This is a genomic window from Nocardioides asiaticus (assembly GCF_040049175.1).
Taxonomy (GTDB): domain Bacteria; phylum Actinomycetota; class Actinomycetes; order Propionibacteriales; family Nocardioidaceae; genus Nocardioides; species Nocardioides cheoyonin.
This window is the reverse complement of sequence record NZ_JBDZDM010000005.1, coordinates 187,136-203,637: the sequence shown is the minus strand read 5'-3', so window position 1 is coordinate 203,637 and position 16,502 is coordinate 187,136. Positions and strand designations below refer to the sequence as shown.

Below are 16,502 nucleotides of genomic sequence, written 5' to 3'. Positions count from 1 at the left end.
TTCCTGGGCAGATGCGGAACTCCCGGGGCGTCATTTCGCCCCGGGAGTTCCGGAGTCCCCGGTGAACCGGGGACTCCTACCACCTCAGTGGACCGGGATCTCCGGACCCAGCTCCGCCTCGACCCCGGTGTCACCGAGGTCGGCGGTGTAGTCCTCGAGCCTGGTGCGGTCGGTGCCGTCCGGCACCTTGGCCACCCGCAGGACGACGGTGAGGACGACAGCGATCACGAGGTTCAGGATGAACGCGGTGACCGCGATGTAGATCGGCGTCTCGGTGCCCGGGAAGTTGTGGACCGAGCCCCCGAAGTGCGCCTGCGTCGGCGACGGCGTGTTGTAGGCGACGACGGTGCCGTAGATCATCCCGGCGAGCCACCCGGCGAGCAGCGCCCACCGGTGGAACCAGCGGGTGTAGAGCCCCGCCACGATGGCCGGGAACGTCTGCAGGATCCAGACGCCGCCGAGCAGCTGCAGGTTGATCGCGAAGGTCTTGCTCATCGCGAGGACGAAGACCAGTGCGCCCGCCTTGACCACGAGCGAGACCAGCTTGGCGACCTTCGCCTCCTCGGTCGGGTCCGCGTTCGGGCGGAAGAACGCCTTGTAGATGTTGCGCGTGAAGAGGTTGGCCGCCGCGATGGACATGATCGCCGCCGGCACGAGCGCGCCGATGACGATCGCGGCGTACGCCACGCCCGCGAACCACGACGGGAACTGGTCCTCCATCAGCTGCGGGATCGCGAGCTGCGCGTTCGGCGGGTCCCCGACCTCGACGGCCGCGGCCACGGCGACGAAGCCGAGGAGCGCGAGCAGGCCGAGCAGGAAGGAGTACGCCGGCAGCAGGCTGGCGTTGCGCCGGATCACGTTGCGGCTGCGCGTGGACAGGACGCCGGTGATCGAGTGCGGGTACATGAACAGCGCCAGTGCCGAGCCGAGCGCCAGCGACGCGTAGGCCCACTGACCGATGCCCGTGGCCGGGTAGACGGCCTTCGCCGCGGCGTCACCGGACGCGATCGCGTCGGCGTTCTGCGTGTCGAAGTCGCTGAAGCCGCTCTTGACCACGTCGAAGACGTGGCCCCACCCGCCGAGCTGATGCGGGATGTAGATGACGGCCACGATGATCACGATGTAGATCAGGGTGTCCTTCACGAACGCGATCATCGCCGGGGCGCGCAGGCCCGAGGAGTAGGTGTAGGCCGCCAGGATGATGAAGGCGACGAACAGCGGCAGGTCCTTGAGGAACCAGTTGTCGCTGCTCGACTTCAGGCCCATGACGTCGAGCACCACCTGCATGCCGACCAACTGCAGCGCGATGTAGGGCATCGTCGCGACGATGCCGGTCACGGCGATCGCCAGGCCGAGGCTCTTGCTGCCGTACCGCCCCTCGACGAAGTCGGCCGGCGTGACGAAGCCGTGCCGGTGGCTCACCGACCACAGCCGCGGCAGGAACATGAACACCAAGGGGTAGATGACGATGGTGTACGGCACCGCGAAGAACCCCGTCGCGCTGCCCGCGAAGAGCGTGGCCGGCACCGCGATGAAGGTGTACGCCGTGTAGATGTCGCCCCCGATGAGGAACCAGGCGATGAAGGTGCCGAAGCCCCGGCCGCCCAGGCCCCACTCGTCGAGGTTGTCCATCGACTTGGCCCGTCGCCAGCGGGCCGCCGAGAAGCCCATGATCGTGACGAGCAGGAAGAGGAAGAGGAAGACCCCGAAGGCCACGCCGCTCACTTGGGCTCCTCCCAGGGGCGGCCGCGGGCGGCCCGGTCACGCCGGAACGCCTCCTTGGCCAGGAAGTAGGCACTCGTGGTCATGACGGCGGCCCAGATCACCAGGACGAACTGGAACCAGAAGAAGAACGGGAAACCCCACAGCGTCGGGTCCTCCTTGGCGTACACCGGCACCAGCAGTGGGGGCACTGCTGCCAGGATCAGGAGGACGCCGACGGTGGCCCACAAGCCTGTACTTCGAGCAGGCATAGCTCACCTCCGAACGAGACGGTTAACGGCGTGACAGTAGTCACAACCATGCGCCTTGTCTCGCCGGGGTCGCGGAAATGGACGCGCGACGCGCCCTACTCCTCGCTCGCCTGGTCCTCCGGACCCTCTGCGAGGATCCCGTAGAGCCGGCGCCGCGTCTCGGCGAGCGTCTCCGACGCGGCCGCGCGCTGCGCGTCCGAGCCGGTCGTGGCGATCTGCCACGCGGCCGCCATCACCTGGCTCATCTCGCGGCGCAGCCCGCTGATCCGGGGCCGGTCGGCGCTCTCCTCCTCGGCCCGGTCGAACGGGCGCCAGACGGCAGCGAGCTGCTCGGCGTGCTCGGCGGCGTACGCCCTGCCGTCCTCGGTGAGCCGGATCGCCCGGCGGCCGTGCTCGTCGTCGGACTCGATGAGGCCCTCGTCCTCGAGCTGCTGGATCGTCGGGTAGACGGAGCCGGGGCTCGGCCTCCACACGCCACCGCTGCGCTCGGCGATCTGCTGGATCACCTGGTAGCCGTTGATCGGCTCGCCCGCCTCGGCGGCCTTGGCGAGGACGTCGATGATCGCGGAGCGTACGTCGCCGCGGCGCACCCGGGCGCCGCGACGACGGCCCTCCTCCTCGAGGCCGAGGAATCCGGCCAGCCACGGCGGGGGCGCCTCGCCACGTCGGCCGCCTCCGCGCCGCGGTCCGCGCTGGTCCCAGTCGCCCCACGGACCACCGGGGTGGTGGTGCCACTGGCCCGAGCGGCCGCGGGGTCCGCGGCGGCGGGGGCCTTCGTTTCCTGAGTTGAACTCTGAGTCGAATCGCTGTCGCATGACAGCCTCCTTCGTAGGTGTTGAGATTATCGCAATCGTTCGCGATATATCGCTATCGTACGCAGAGAAGCGCCCCGACGCAAGGCGGCGCGGTCAGCGGGCCAGCCACGCGGCGTACGCGTCGAAGGTGAAGGGCCGACCGAGGAAGTCGGCGACGAGGTCGGCGGCGTCCTTCGAGCCGCCCGGCGCGAGGACCCGGTCGCGGTAGCGGCCGGCCACCTCGGGCGCGAAGAGGTCGTCGGGGTCGAAGGCGCTGAAGAGGTCCTTCGCGATGACCAGGGACCACATGTAGGTGTAGTACGCCGAGGAGTAGCCGCCGAGGTGCCCGAACGCCGCGAAGAAGTGCGTGTCGGGGATGTAGGGCCAGGGGGCGTAGGTCTCCTGCAGCTCGATCATCGCCGAGGTGAGGTCGGCGGGCCGGTCGACGTGGAAGCGGTACGAGACCGCCGCGTAGAACATCTGCGTGCGCGCGTGGTAGCCCTTGCCGAAGTCGTCGGCCGCGCGCATCCGGGCGACCAGCCCGGCCGGGATCGGCTCGCCCTCGGCGTTCGTGGCGAAGGTCTGCAGGACGTCAGGGTCCCACGCCCACTCCTCGAGCATCTGCGAGGGCGCCTCGACGAAGTCCCACTCGGTGGCGACTCCCGAGAACCGCGTCCAGTCCCCCTGGCCCGCGAGGACGTGGTGGACGAGGTGGCCGAACTCGTGGAACAGGGTCACCACGTGGTCGTGCTCCATCAGGCCGCGGGAGAAGTTGCAGACCAGCACGCCCTCCGCGAGCTGCCGACCGGCGAGGCCGGGGGTCAGGTCGAACTGGGCGGCGTGCTTGTACTTCCCCTCCCGCGGGTGCAGGTCGAGATAGATGCGGCCGAGGTGCTTACCGTCCTCGAGGCGTACGACGTCGTAGACGGTCACGTCCTCGTGCCACGTCCGGGCGTCGGGCACCTCGTCGTACCGCACACCGAAGAGCCGGCCGGTGACGTCGAGCAGGCCCTGCCGGACCTTGGTGAAGTCGAAGTAGGTGCGGACCAGCTGGGAGTCGACGTCGAGCTGCTCCTTGCGGACCAGCTCCTCGTAGTAGAGCGAGTCGGCGGTGGTGATCGCGTCGGCCTCGGGAACGTCCTGGCGGAAGCGGGTGAGCAGGATGTCGAGGTCACGCTTCATCGGGCCCTCGGCGGCCGCAGCGATCTTGTCGATGAACTCCGGCACTGCCTCGCCGGAGCCGATCATCTTGACCTCGGCGTCGTAGGACGCCCAGTCGGGGTAGCCGACCAGGGTGGCCAGCTCGTGGCGCAGGTCGAACAGCTCGCGCAGGACCGGCTCGTTGCGGGGCCAGCCGCGGTCGAGGAAGGCGGCGGTGAGCTCGCGGCGCACGCCGGCGTCGTGGGCGAACATCCGGGTCGGCAGGCTGTCGGGGTAGTCGGTCGTGACCGTGACGAGGCCGTCCTCGTCGACCGGGTGTGCCTCCAGCCAGTCGGCCGGCATGCCGGCGAGCCGGTCGGGGGTCACCCTGATCGTCCGGACGTCGTCGCGGATGACCCGGGAGAACTCCTGGTCGAGCTCGGTGAGCCGCTCGTTGATCTCCTTCAGCCGCGCCCGGGTGCCCTCGTCCCGGTCGACGCCGGCGCGGCGGAAGTCCTGCAGCGTCTTGGCGAGGAAGCGGGCGGCGAGGGGGTCGAGCGCGGCGGTCTGGTCCTCGGAGAGACCGGCGAAGACGGCGTACAGCTCGGCGTCCTGGCTCAGCTCGGTGCGCAGCCGGTCCACCTCCGCCTCGGTGTCCTCGCACGTCGAGCGGACCGCCTCGACGGGGTGGACGTTGGCGAGCAGCGACGCCATCCCGCTGAGGTTGTGGAGGGCGAGCATCACCTCATCCCAGATCCTCAGCACCCCGAGGGCGTCGGACGCCGGTGCGGCCTTCAGCCCGTCGGCGAGCTCGCGGGCACGGGCCAGCCCCGTCGCCGTACGCTCCTTGACCCAGGACTCGGCGGACTCGTCGTCGGGGAGCGTCAGAGGGCTCGTCATGGCGTCAGCCTGCCATGGGCGCGCAAGCGGATTCCGGCGAATGTACGGACGGCCGGCGCCGATACGGCCCGGCCGCGTCACTCGACCAGCTGGTCGCGGCGCCGGGTGAGGTGGGCGACCTCCGCGGCGTTGCCGGCGAGCTCGATCGCGCGGTCGTACGCCGCCCGCGACTCCGCGCTCCGGCCCAGCCGCCGCAGCAGGTCGGCGCGGGTCACGTGGAAGGCGTGGTAGCCCGCCAGCGCGGGCTCGAGCCGGTCGACCTCGGCGAGCGCCACCTCGGGGCCGTCCAGCTCCGCGACCGCGACGGCCCGGTTGAGGACCACGATGGGGTTGCGGTCGATCGCCGCGAGCTGGTCGTAGAGCGCCGCGACCTGGGACCAGTCGGTGTCGCGGGCGTCGAGCGCGTCGGTGTGGACGGCGTTGATGGCGGCCAGGATCTGGTAGCGCCCGGGCCGCTCGCCACCGCGCGCCACCGCAACCAGCCGCTCCCGCACGAGGGCGTGCCCCTCGGCGATGAGCGCACGGTCCCAGGCGCCGCGGTCCTGCTCGTCGAGCCGTACGAGCTCGCCGGTCGCCGAGACCCGGGCAGCCCGGCGGGCCTCGGAGAGGAGCATCAGCGCCAGCAGGCCGATCACCTCACCGTCGTACGGGAGAAGCTCGCGGACCAGCCGGGTGAGCCGGATCGCCTCGGCGGTCAGGTCGCCGCGGACCGCCTCCGACTCCTCGCCGGTGGCGAGGTAGCCCTCGTTGAAGACGAGGTACAGCACCGCGAGCACGCCGGCGAGCCGCTCCTGCAGGTCCGCGGCCTCGGGCACGCGGTAGGGGATCCTGGCCGCCTTGATCTTGTTCTTGGCCCGGGTGATCCGCTGACCCATCGTCGTCTCCTGGACGAGGAACGCGTGCGCGATCTCGGGCACCGTCAGGCCGCCGACCATGCGCAGGGTGAGCGCGACGCGGGCCTCCATCGCGAGCGCCGGGTGGCAGCAGGTGAAGAGCAGCCGCAGCCGGTCGTCCTCGACCGCGCCAGTGGGCTCCGGGGGTGTGTCCGCCCCCGAGAACTGTGGAGTGATCATCAGGGCCGCCTGGTGCTTCGCGTCGCGCTGGGCCTCCCGCCGCAGCCGGTCGATCGCCTTGCGGTTGGCGGTGGTGGTGATCCAGGCGCCTGGGTTGGGGGGTACGCCGTCGGCGGGCCAGCGCTCGACCGCGGTGGCGAACGCCTCGGCCGCCATCTCCTCGGCGAGGTCGAGGTCGCCGAAGCGGCGGGTGAGGGAGGCCACCACCCGCGCCCACTCCTCGTGGTGGACGCGTGTGATCGCCTCTTCGACGGCCGACATGGTCACGAGTCGAGCATGGCCTTGACCGACTCCTCGGTCTGGAAGGGGCGGACCTCGACCTTGCCGCGGCACGCCTTCGAGCCCTCCGCGGCGAGCGCCAGGGCCGTGTCAAGATCGGGCGCCTCGATGATCCAGAAGCCGCCGAGGTACTCCTTGGACTCGAGGTAGGGGCCGTCGGTGACCACCGGCTGCCCGCCCTGCCCGTCGACAACCGTCGCCGTGGTCGCCTGCTCCAGGCCGTCGGCGAAGACGAAGTAGCCCTCACTCTCGAGCCTCTCGTTGAAGGCGCCGGTGTCGGCGAAGGCCTGCAGCATGTCCTCCTTCGAGGGATAGTCGCCGAACTCGTTGCGCTCGGCCGACCCGTAGACGGACATCATGTACTTGGGCATCTCACTCACTCCTCAGGCACTCTCGCCGGTCGCCTCCGCGACCGGGTCCTCCATGAACGGGCGGACCTCCTGCGTCTGGCGGCAGGCCGAGGCCAGCTTCTTGGCCCACGCCAGGGCGGTGTCGAGGTCGGGGACGTCGACGATGCTGAAGCCGCCGAGGTGCTCCTTGGACTCGAGGTAGGGGCCGTCGCTCACGACGTAGCCGTCGGCCGACACGGTCACCGTCGTCGCGCTGTCGGGGCCGTGCAGGCCGCCGCCGAAGACCCAGACGCCGGCCTCCTTCGCCTCGGTGACGACGGCGTCGACGTCGGCGATCACCTGGGGCAGCTCGTCGTCGGTGAACGGCAGGCCGTCGGGGCTGTCGTACAGGCCGATCAGGTAGTTCGTCATCGGGCCGCCTCCTCGGGCTGCGCGGCCGGCTCCTGGGACCGGCCGGGCGTCTGGAAGCGGTGGACCTCCTGCGGCCAGCTGCACGCGACCGCGATCTTGGCGGCCCAGGTCCGCGCCTCGGCCTCGTCGGCGACGTCCACGATGGTGAGGCCGCCGAGGTGCTCCTTGGTCTCGACGTACGGGCCATCGCTGAACACCGGCGTCCCGCTGGTGGCGTCGACGCTGAAGACGGGCGCCTCCTCATCCAGCCCACCGAGGAAGACGAAGACGCCGGCGGCGCGCATCTCGTCCCGGACCGCGCGGACGGCCCGGGAGATCTCGCGCGTCTGCTCCTCGGAGTAGTCGGGGACCCACTCCCCGTTGAAGGCGATCAGGTACTCGGTCATCGGGCCGCCTCCTCGTCCTCTGCCTCCAGGAACCGTTCCGGGATCTCGAAGCGGCCGGGGAAGGGATGCACCTCCTGCGGCCAGTCGAGCGCGACCGCGAGCCGGCCTGCCCAGTAGCGCGCGGCCGCCTCGTCGGGCACGTCGACGACGCACAGTCCGCCGAGGTGCTCCTTGGTCTCGGCGTACGGCCCGTCGGTGAAGACGGGCTCGCCGTCGACGGCCTCGACGCTGCACACCGCGGTCGACGCGTCGATGCCGCCGTTGGAGAAGACGAACACGCCGGCGGCGAGCATCTCCTCGATCACGACCCGCGCCCGGTCGCTCTTCTCGCGCAGCTGGTCCAGGGTGTGCTCGGGCACCCACTCGTCGTTGAACGCGATCAGGTATTCGGTCATCGGCTGACTCCTCTGGTCACGAGCAGCCCGGATGGCTGCCGCTCACCCGCTCCACGAACGGGAACGCCGCCGTACGACAGCCTTGCCGAGATTTCTTAGGATGTCAGGCGTGATTCGCCCGTGAGCATCTCCACCGCACTGCGCGGCATCGTCGCCGACACCCGGCCGCTGCAGAACTCCCACTTCCGTCGGCTCTGGATCGCCCAGATCATCACGATGATCGGCGCCCAGCTGACCATCGTCGCGGTCCCCGCCCAGATCTACGCCGACACCGGCTCCTCGGCGTACGTCGGCCTCACCGGCGTCTTCGGACTGGTGCCGCTCATCGTCTTCGGGCTGTACGGCGGCGCGCTGGCCGACCACGTGGACCGGCGGCTGCTGCTCAGCATCAGCACGATCGGCCTGATCGGCACCAGCGCGCTCTTCTGGCTGCAGGCCGCGCTCGGCTCCACCAACGTCTGGCTGCTGCTCGTGCTCTTCGCCGTCCAGCAGGCGTTCTTCGCGATCAACCAGCCCACCCGGTCCGCCGTGCTCCCCAAGCTGCTGCCCGCCCATCTCCTCCCGGCCGCGAACTCGCTGTCGATGACGGTCTTCCAGGCGGGCGCGATCGCCGGGCCGCTGGTCGCGGGCGTGCTGATCCCGATCACCGGCTACGCGTGGCTCTACCTGATCGACACGATCACGCTCTTCGCCACGCTGTACGCCGTCGTGCTGCTGCCGAGGTTGCCCGTCGAGGGCGCGAAGGTCGGCACGCCCGGGCTCCGCTCGGTCTGGGAGGGCTTCGCCTACCTGCGCTACCAGCCGGTGCTGCTGATGTCGTTCGTGGTCGACCTGATCGCGATGATCTTCGGCATGCCGCGGGCGCTGTTCCCCGAGATCGCGCACGTCAGCTTCCACGGTCCGGAGGACGGCGGCATCGCCTTCGCGCTGCTCTTCGCGGCGATCCCGGCCGGCGCGGTGATCGGCGGCGTCTTCAGCGGCTGGATCTCGCGGGTCGAGGCGCAGGGCATGGCGGTGATGTGGTGCATCGTCGTCTGGGGCCTCGGCATCACCGGCTTCGGCCTCACCGTCGCTCTCGCCGGGCACGCCAGCGGACTGATGCTGGGGATCGGGCTGGTCTGCATGATGGTCGCCGGCGCCGGCGACATGGCGTCGGCCTCGATGCGGTCCGCGATGCTGCAGTCGGCGGCGGACGACAACGTCCGCGGCCGGCTGCAGGGCGTCTTCACCGTCGTCGTCGCCGGCGGCCCGAGGATCGCCGACGTGGTCCACGGCGGGGCGGCAGCGATGCTCGGCACCGCGGCCACCACCGCCGGCGGAGGCGCGCTCGTGGTCGTCGGGATGGTGCTGTGCGGGCTGCTGGTGCCGTCGTTCCTGCGGTTCCGGATGGCCCGCGCGCAGCCGGAGACCGAGCCAGCCTGACCGGATCTACAGCAGTCCGCGGACGTACGCCGCCTGGCCGAGGTGCTGGGTGTCGTCGTTGACGACGCTGACCAGGCGTACGCCGAGGGTGACCGGCGGGTCCCAGCGGGTGTCGACGACCCGGTCGAGGTCGCTCTCCTTCACTGTGTCCAGGAACGCGACCGTGGCCTCGTGGGTCGCGGTGAGATAGGCAGCGAGCTGCTCGGCGCTCGCCCGCACCTGCCCGACCTCGTCAGTGGACTGGCCGTAGCCGGTCGCGCGGACGGAGAACGGCAGCGCGAACGTGCCGGCGAAGCCCTGCGCGGTCCACACCTGCTCGGTGCCGGCGACCTCGGCCACGTGGTCGTCCTGGACCCGGGTGAGGTGCCAGACCAGCCATGCGATGGTGTTGGCGTCGGGGGCGACGCGGTGGGTCAGCTGGTCCTCGGTGAGACCGTCGACGACCGCCGTACCCCCTTCCACGATGCGCCCGAACGCGTCCTTCAGCAGGTCTGCTGGTGTCATACCTGCGACGTTACGCCGGCGCCCAACGGGTACCGCCCCGTCATGACGAACTTCGGCTACACCCTGATGACGGAGCAGAGCGGTCCGCGCGAGCTCGTCTCGTACGCGGTGGCCGCCGAGCAGCTCGGCTTCGACTTCGAGGTCTCCAGCGACCACTACTCGCCCTGGCTGACCGAGCAGGGGCACTCGCCGTACGCCTGGTCGATGCTCGGCGCGGTCGCCCACGCGACCGAGCGGGTCGGCCTGATGACGTACGTGACGTGTCCGACGATGCGCTACCACCCGGCCGTGGTCGCGCAGAAGGCGGCGACGCTCGCGCTGCTCAGCGACAACCGCTTCACCCTCGGCCTCGGCAGCGGGGAGAACCTCAACGAGCACACCGTCGGTCGGGGCTGGCCGGCGCTGCAGACCCGGCACGAGATGCTGATGGAGGCGATCGACCTCATCCGAGCGCTGTACGCCGGCGACCTGGTCACCTTCCGCGGCGAGCACTTCTCGGTCGACTCGGCGCGGATCTGGGACCTGCCGGAGGAGCCGGTCCGGATCGCCGTCGCGGTCGCCGGCGACCGTGCCGTCGGCGACCTCGCGCCGCTCGCCGACGACCTGATCGCCACCGAGCCGAGGTCGGACCTGATCGAGTCCTGGAACGTCGCCCCGGGCACGCGGAAGATCGGGCCCACCGAGGTCGACGGTGCGCGGGCGATCGGCCAGCTGCCGATCTGCTGGGACCCCGACGAGGACACAGCGGTCAAGCGGGCCCACTCGCAGTTCAGGTGGTTCGGCGGCGGGTGGCGGGTCAACTCCGACCTGCCCACGACCGCCGGCTTCGCCGGCGCCACCGAGTTCGTCCGCCCCGAGGACGTGGCCTCGAGCATCCCGTGCGGGCCCGACCTCGACCGGATCGTCGAGGCGGCCTCGGCGTACTGGGAGGCCGGCTTCACCGACATCGCGCTGGTCCAGATCGGCGACGAGGGGCAGCAGCGGTTCCTCGACGAGGCCGCCGGTCCGCTGCTCGAGAAGCTGCGCGCCGCCGCGCCGGCCTGACGTCCTGCGTGAATCGGCTTCTGAATCGGCTTCCGGCCGGTGGGCGGAGACGGTAGGAACGTCGCATGAGGCTGGTCGCGCTCGGGAGCTCCTTCGCCGCAGGGCCGGGCATCCCGCCCGTCGTCGACCGGCCGCAGCGACCCCGCCGGCTCACCCGGCCGCTGCTGCGGCTCGTCCCTCAGCTCGACGGGCTGCCCGCGCATGCTCTACCACCCCAACTCCGCGGGCATGGCGGCCGTCGCCGACGCGATCGCGGCGACGCTGGGGTCGTGAGGCCGATGGCCGACACCGACCTCGCCCACCTCGAGCTGGCACTCGCCCCCACGAGGGCCGCCCGCTGATGCGCGAGCCCGACGCCGCCTTCGCCGATCCCCGGCAGGCAGCGCTGTACGACGTCTTCGACGACGACCGCTCCGACCTCGACGCCTACGTCGCGATCGCACGTGAGATCGACGCGAAGGTCGTGGTCGACCTCGGCTGCGGCACCGGCTCCCTCGCCGTACGGCTGGCGGCGCTGGGTCTGGAGGTGATCGGCGTGGACCCGGCAGCGGCGTCGTTGGACGTGGCGCGCGGGAAGCCGCATGCGGGGCTCGTCACCTGGGTGGCCGGCGACGCGACGGCCCTCGACGGTCTGCCCCTCACGGCCGAGCTGGTCGTCATGACCGGCAACGTCGCCCAGGTCTTCGTCTCGGACGACGACTGGCACCTCACGCTCGCCGCCGTGCGGGGGATCCTGCGCCCGGGAGGTTGGTTCGTCTTCGAGACCAGGCGCCCGGAGGCTCGCGCCTGGGAAGGCTGGGATCTCGAGCCGACCGCCGTGCCGCTACCCGACGGCACCGTCGCGACCGTGTCCAGGAAGGTCACCGAGGTCGCACTGCCCTTGGTGACCTTCGAGTCGGCGACCATCCTCGGCAACGAGGTCCTGCACTCGTCATCGACGCTGAGGTTCCGCGAGCGCGACGAGATCGTTCGCGACCTCGAGCGCCACGGCTTCGAGGTCGCGGACGTGCGTGATGCGCCCGACCGTCCCGGCAAGGAGTTCGTCTTCATCACCCGCTGCGGAGCAGGGTGACTGGTCGCTCCGGTTGCCGAGGTCGGGCAGATCTCTCAGCCGGTGGCGGCGGGTGGTGACTCGCCCGGGTGGAGCTCGGTGGTGCCGCCGCCTTGGTGTCGGAGGTATTGGAAGCCGTGGGGGCTGGTCCAGAGGAACACACCGGGGCTGAGTTGTCGGTAGGTCCAGCCGTCGTGGGTCTTCGCACGGTGGTGCAGGCGGCAGAGCTTGGCGAGGTTGCGGCTCTCGGTCCTGCTGCCGGTCTGGTCGGCCCGGTAGGGGTCGATGTGGTCGGTGTCGGTGTGCCACGCGGGTCGGTGGCAGTGCGGGAAGGCGCAGGTCTCGCAGATCAGGGCGGCCTGGACGTGCTGCGCCTGACTGGGCGTGTAGCCCTCACGGTCGATCACCGCGTTGAGGTCGATGACCTGGACCGGCTTGATCACGGTGCCGGGGGTGGTGGCCCACTCGTGGATGCGCTCGATCGGGACCACGGCGGAGAAGTTGTCGACCCGGACCAGGCCGGTGCCGGCCAGGGCACCCTTGTCGAGGTGGCAGTACAGGTGCAGGACCTTCGCGGTCCCGCCCGCCTGGCCGCCGGTGTAGTGCCGGGCCAGGATCCCCAGTGCCTTGGCGCGCCGTCGGTCCAGGGCCCAGGTGGCCCATTCGGGATGGTCGGGGTCGGTGAGCAGCCCGTTGGCGATCGCTGCGACCGCGGACTCCAGGTCGGCGGCGTCGGCCAGGTCGAGCGTGGCCTCCAGCAGCGCGTGACCACCGATCCCGGTCTCACCGGCCACGGGACGTGTCTCGATGGTGGCGTGGTGCTCGCTGGTCTTCTCCTCGGCCTCGAGGGCGGCGGTCTCGGGGTCGAAGGCGGCCATCGCCTCCTCGGCGAGCCGGCCGAGCCCGGCCCAGGACCAGCGTTCGGCGGTCGGGGCCACCTGGGCATCGACCCAGGCGGCGGCCTGGGCGGTGAGGTGTTTGGTGTGCTCGGCGATCCGCCGGGCCTTCCAGGCCGGGAGCGTGTAGTCGAGCACCCGCGCCCAGGTGGCCGGGAGGCGGTGGCGGAGCTCGAGGACGTCGCCGACCAGCTTGCGGGCGCTCATCGCCGAGACGCCGAGGACGGGGCCGAGCTCGACGACCGCGAACTCGCTGACCAGCGGCGCGCCCTCGCCGGCCAGCGGCAGCCCGCGGTCGCCGGCCAGGTCCGACCCGGTCTTCTCGACCGCCGGCTGCCTCGCCGAGTCGGCGTCGGTCGCGTCGAGGGCGTGCATCGCCGCGTAGTCGGCGACCAGGGCGAGCGTCTCGGCGGCGGCGCGGTTCTCCTCAGCCCGTGACCCGGCGACCGCGGCCAGGACCGCGGCGGGGTCGGCCGGGTCGTGGTGGGTGCCGGGAAGGTTCGCCATAACACGATTCTACCTCGCGATCGCCCATATTAGAACAGGTGAGCGAAATATCCCCAAGGGCGATCGAGACTTCATATGTCATGTCGCAGGACCCGGGCCAGAGGCCAGGGAGGCGACGCCCAAGAGCTAGGAGGTGCGCCGCATGGTGAGCGTGTCGAGGACCGCACCGGAGGTGGAGAGGGTGCGGAGCTTCATCGTGGCCGTGCCCCACTTGTTCGGTGGAGTGACGTCGAGGAAGGCGATGGAGTGCTCGGCGGAGGCGACGGCGTTCCACGTGGTGATCTCGGGGACCTTGAGGCCGCCCCTGACCGTGACGTACGACGTCGGCAGGCCGACCTCGGGGTACGCCGAGGCGCCCGCGCCGCCGGCGGTGACGTAGACGGTCCCCTTGTTGGTGGTGACCGTGCCGCCCTTGGGCGCCTCCTGGACCGGCGACCCGTCGCGCATCAGGTGCGTGCGCTCGTAGCAGTGGTTGTGGCCGTTGACGACCAGGTCGACCTGGTGCTTGTCGAAGATCGCCTCCCAGCGGTCGCGGACGCCACCGTCGGACGCGTGCGCCATGTTGGTGCAGTAGGCGCACTGATGGAAGCCGACGACGATGAAGTCGACGTCGTCGCGCCCGCGGAGGTACCGGAGCCGGGAGTCGAGCCAGTGGTCGAGGGCGCTGCCGAGGTAGCCGTTGTTGCGGGTGTACTCGTAGGTCGCGTCGTTGCCGTCGAGCGCGACGAAGGCGACGTTGCCATGGACGAAGGAGTACGTCGCCCGGCCGCCCTTCACGCCGTTGCGCGGGTTGCGGAAGCGGGCGAAGTAGCCGGCGTACCCCAGCTCCCCGTTGCCGTTCTCCATCTCGTGGTTGCCGACGGTGGTCATCCACGGGATCGCCCGGGCGCTCGGCTGGATCTGCCGGAGCCAGGTGTCCCAGACCCCGAAGTCCTGCTGACTGCGGGAGCTGGTGCCCATCCCGCCGGAGTCGGCGTAGCACAGGTCGCCGACGACGAACGCGAACGCCGGCTTCTGCCGGTTCAGCAGCGCGACGTGCTTGGCCGCCGCCGTGTTGACGCCCATGTCGCCGAACGCGGCGAAGCGGAACGCCCGCTGCCCCCTCGGCGGGGTCCGGAAGGTCCCGGCGCGGACCGTGCCGCCGGCGTGCCGGAGCCGGTAGTGGTACGTCGTACCGGGCCTCAGGTCGTGCAGCCCCACGTGGTGGTAGACCGTGTCGACGCCGAGCGAGGAGACGCTGTCGGCGCCGACGGTGCGGCCGTAGCGGGTCGTCGTCCCGAGGTCGAGGACCGGCTTGCGGACGGAGCGCGGCGTCGACCACGAGACGTTCATGGCCGAGCGCGGGGTGAGCCCGTAGGACAGGTGGATGCCGGACGGCGCGACCGCCGACCAGCCCGGCTGCGTCCACAGCACCGGGCCCGCGAGCGCGCCGGCCCCGCCGGCCAGCCCGGTCTTCAGCAGCGTACGGCGGGTCGTCTCGGTCATGACCCCTGCAACGGGAGTGGCCGAGCGGTGGTTACGGAACGCCGGGTGAACAGTAGGCGGAGGCGACGGCCGCGGCGAGCCGCGCGTTGTGGCGCACGAGCGCGATGTTGGCGACCAGGCTGTCGCCGCCGGTGATCTCGACGATCCGGGCGAGGAGGTACGGCGTGGTGTCCTTGCCCCTGATCCCCCGCGCGTCGGCGTCGGCGAGGGCCTGCTCGATGATCCCGCCGATCCGGTCGGCCGGGATCTCGTCGTCGGCGGGGATCGGGTTCGCGACGACCAGGCCGGTGGAGAGGTCGAGGTCCCAGGTGGCGCGCATGACGTCCGCGATCTCCGCAGCCCCGTCGACCCGCATCGGCGCCGCGTGGCCGGAGGAGCGCGAGTAGAACGAGGGGAACTCGTCAGCCCCGTTGACCAGTACCGGCACGCCGTACGTCTCCAGCGTCTCGAGGGTCAGCCCGATGTCGAGGATCGACTTCACGCCGGCGCTGACGACGGCGACCGGCGTACGCGACAGCTCGGTCAGGTCGGCGGAGACGTCGAAGCTGAGCTCGGCTCCGCGGTGGACGCCGCCGAGGCCGCCGGTCACGAAGACCCGGATCCCGGCCATCGCCGCGAGCCGCATCGTGGCCGCGACGGTCGTGGCGCCGTGGAGGCGGCGTGCGACGGCGTACGGCAGGTCCCGGACGCTGACCTTCATCACGTCACCGTGGGAGGCGAGCAGCTCGAGGTCGTCCTTGCCGAGGCCGATCCGGGGAACGCCGTCGAGGACGGCGATCGTGGCCGGCACCGCGCCGCCGTCGCGCACGATCTGCTCGACCTCCGTCGCCATGGCGACGTTCTGCGGGTAGGGCATCCCGTGGCTGATGATCGTCGACTCGAGCGCGACGACCGGGCGGTCCGCGGCGAGCGCGTCGGCGACCTCGTCGGTCAGCGTCAGGAGGGGGTGGGGTGCGTTCACAGCAGGCTCCGGACGAGCTCGTCGGTCAGGTCGGGGCGCACGGTCCGCTCGCTCGCGCAGGTGACGGCCGCGGCGGCGGCGCCGAAACGAGCCGCCTCCGCAGCACCGGCGCCGTCGAGCAGAGCATGGCAGAAGCCGGCGACCATCGCGTCGCCGGCGCCGGTGACGCTGACGACGTCGACGGGTACGGCGGGGATCCGGGTCTGTCCGTCCGGCCCGCTGAGCCAGGAGCCGTCACGGCCGCGGCGCACCCAGACCAGCTCGGCGCCGCGCTCGTGGAGCTGCGCGGCGGCCTCCGCCACCTCGTCGTCGCCGTCCGTCGACAGCCCGGTGAGGGCGCCGAGCTCGCCCAGGTTGGGCGTCACCGCGAAGACCGGGTGGTCGGCATCGAGCCGGTCGCGCAGGCCGGTGGCCTTCGGGACGCTGACCGGCTCGAGCAGCACGGGTACGCCGGCGGCGTACGCGATCTCGAGGGCGCGGGCCGCCGACCCGGGCGGGACGTTGCCGTCGACAACGAGCATCTTCGCGGAGCCGATCACGTCGCGTGCGGCCTCGACCGCCAGCGGCGAGAGCTGCTCGGTCGCCGCCATGTCGGCGACGGCGACGACCAGCTCGCCGGTGTTGTCGAGGATCGCGTTGTAGGTGCCGGTGCGGACGTGCCGGCGGCGTACGTGGGAGAGGTCGACGCCGGCGTCCGCGGTCGCGGCCAGGACGTCGTCGCCGACCGGATCGTCGCCGACCACCGCGACGAGGGCGGCCGTCGTCCCGAGCCGGGCGAGGCTCTCCGCGATGTTGCGGGCCACCCCACCGGGCGAGAGGGTCCCGCGGCCGGGGTTGCTCGAGCCGAGGACGACAGGGGCGTCGGAGCGGGCGTGGAGGTCCATGTTGGCGCCCCCGATGACGACAACCTCGCTCACCGGTCCAGGCTATC

At 71.3% G+C, this 16,502-nt stretch carries 18 protein-coding genes; 4 read left to right on the top strand and 14 right to left on the bottom strand.

The window, feature by feature from the left end:
* Positions 1–84: 84 nt before the first annotated feature.
* The 9 genes from mctP to ABLE53_RS18500 all read right to left on the bottom strand — a co-directional run bounded on the left by mctP (position 85) and on the right by ABLE53_RS18500 (position 7,701).
* The gene (gene mctP, locus ABLE53_RS18540) at positions 85–1,725 is read right to left on the bottom strand and encodes a monocarboxylate uptake permease MctP (protein ID WP_348860613.1); all 1,641 of its coding nucleotides are present in this window, start codon (positions 1,723–1,725) and stop codon (positions 85–87) included.
* On the bottom strand, positions 1,722–1,973 hold the full coding sequence (locus ABLE53_RS18535) for a DUF3311 domain-containing protein (protein WP_348860612.1): 252 nt from the start codon (positions 1,971–1,973) through the stop codon (positions 1,722–1,724). Before ABLE53_RS18535 ends, mctP begins: the two co-directional genes overlap by 4 nt.
* Positions 1,974–2,068: 95 nt before the next feature.
* Complete coding sequence (locus ABLE53_RS18530; protein ID WP_348860611.1) at positions 2,069–2,788, bottom strand: PadR family transcriptional regulator; 720 nt, start codon at positions 2,786–2,788, stop codon at positions 2,069–2,071.
* A gap of 93 nt (positions 2,789–2,881) precedes the next feature.
* Positions 2,882–4,807: a M3 family metallopeptidase gene (locus ABLE53_RS18525; RefSeq protein ID WP_348860610.1), complete on the bottom strand. Its 1,926-nt coding sequence runs from the start codon at positions 4,805–4,807 to the stop codon at positions 2,882–2,884.
* 77 nt (positions 4,808–4,884) lie between these two features.
* On the bottom strand, positions 4,885–6,141 hold the full coding sequence (locus ABLE53_RS18520; RefSeq protein WP_348860609.1) for an RNA polymerase sigma factor: 1,257 nt from the start codon (positions 6,139–6,141) through the stop codon (positions 4,885–4,887).
* Between the two features lie 2 nt (positions 6,142–6,143).
* Positions 6,144–6,530 (bottom strand): YciI family protein, encoded by a 387-nt coding sequence (locus ABLE53_RS18515; RefSeq protein ID WP_348860608.1) that lies wholly within the window; start codon positions 6,528–6,530, stop codon positions 6,144–6,146.
* A 12-nt stretch (positions 6,531–6,542) separates the two neighbouring features.
* Positions 6,543–6,920, bottom strand: a complete 378-nt coding sequence (locus ABLE53_RS18510) for a YciI family protein (RefSeq protein ID WP_348860607.1) — start codon at positions 6,918–6,920, stop codon at positions 6,543–6,545.
* A complete protein-coding gene (locus ABLE53_RS18505; RefSeq protein ID WP_348860605.1) occupies positions 6,917–7,306 on the bottom strand; it encodes a YciI family protein in 390 nt (129 codons plus the stop codon). Before ABLE53_RS18505 ends, ABLE53_RS18510 begins: the two co-directional genes overlap by 4 nt.
* Entirely contained in the window at positions 7,303–7,701 is a 399-nt protein-coding gene (locus tag ABLE53_RS18500; RefSeq protein ID WP_348860604.1) for a YciI family protein, read from the bottom strand. The genes ABLE53_RS18505 and ABLE53_RS18500 overlap by 4 nt, the downstream gene beginning before the upstream one ends.
* 120 nt (positions 7,702–7,821) lie before the next feature.
* On the opposite strand from ABLE53_RS18500, the gene ABLE53_RS18495 reads away from it, so the two are divergent.
* Positions 7,822–9,123: an MFS transporter gene (locus ABLE53_RS18495; RefSeq protein ID WP_348860602.1), complete on the top strand. Its 1,302-nt coding sequence runs from the start codon at positions 7,822–7,824 to the stop codon at positions 9,121–9,123.
* A 6-nt stretch (positions 9,124–9,129) separates the two neighbouring features.
* On the opposite strand, the gene ABLE53_RS18490 is transcribed toward ABLE53_RS18495, so the two are convergent.
* Entirely contained in the window at positions 9,130–9,627 is a 498-nt protein-coding gene (locus ABLE53_RS18490) for a mycothiol transferase (protein ID WP_348860601.1), read from the bottom strand.
* A 42-nt stretch (positions 9,628–9,669) separates the two neighbouring features.
* On the opposite strand from ABLE53_RS18490, the gene ABLE53_RS18485 reads away from it, so the two are divergent.
* The 3 genes from ABLE53_RS18485 (at position 9,670) to ABLE53_RS18475 (ending at position 11,743) form a co-directional block, all read left to right on the top strand.
* Positions 9,670–10,671, top strand: a complete 1,002-nt coding sequence (locus ABLE53_RS18485) for an LLM class F420-dependent oxidoreductase (RefSeq protein WP_348860600.1) — start codon at positions 9,670–9,672, stop codon at positions 10,669–10,671.
* 65 nt (positions 10,672–10,736) lie between these two features.
* A complete protein-coding gene (locus ABLE53_RS18480) occupies positions 10,737–11,012 on the top strand; it encodes a hypothetical protein (RefSeq protein ID WP_348860599.1) in 276 nt (91 codons plus the stop codon).
* Positions 11,012–11,743, top strand: a complete 732-nt coding sequence (locus ABLE53_RS18475) for a class I SAM-dependent DNA methyltransferase (protein ID WP_348860598.1) — start codon at positions 11,012–11,014, stop codon at positions 11,741–11,743. Before ABLE53_RS18480 ends, ABLE53_RS18475 begins: the two co-directional genes overlap by 1 nt.
* A 35-nt stretch (positions 11,744–11,778) precedes the next feature.
* On the opposite strand, the gene ABLE53_RS18470 is transcribed toward ABLE53_RS18475, so the two are convergent.
* The 4 genes from ABLE53_RS18470 to ABLE53_RS18455 form a co-directional block, all read right to left on the bottom strand.
* Positions 11,779–13,125: an HNH endonuclease signature motif containing protein gene (locus tag ABLE53_RS18470; protein ID WP_348860597.1), complete on the bottom strand. Its 1,347-nt coding sequence runs from the start codon at positions 13,123–13,125 to the stop codon at positions 11,779–11,781.
* A gap of 126 nt (positions 13,126–13,251) precedes the next feature.
* Positions 13,252–14,610 carry a purple acid phosphatase family protein gene (locus tag ABLE53_RS18465; protein WP_348860595.1) on the bottom strand — a complete coding sequence of 453 codons (1,359 nt, stop codon included), beginning with the start codon at positions 14,608–14,610 and terminating at the stop codon, positions 13,252–13,254.
* Between the two features lie 31 nt (positions 14,611–14,641).
* Positions 14,642–15,571 (bottom strand): pseudouridine-5'-phosphate glycosidase, encoded by a 930-nt coding sequence (locus ABLE53_RS18460; protein WP_348860593.1) that lies wholly within the window; start codon positions 15,569–15,571, stop codon positions 14,642–14,644.
* Positions 15,568–16,488, bottom strand: a complete 921-nt coding sequence (locus ABLE53_RS18455; protein WP_348860592.1) for a carbohydrate kinase family protein — start codon at positions 16,486–16,488, stop codon at positions 15,568–15,570. The genes ABLE53_RS18460 and ABLE53_RS18455 overlap by 4 nt, the downstream gene beginning before the upstream one ends.
* Between the last annotated feature and the right edge of the window lie 14 nt (positions 16,489–16,502).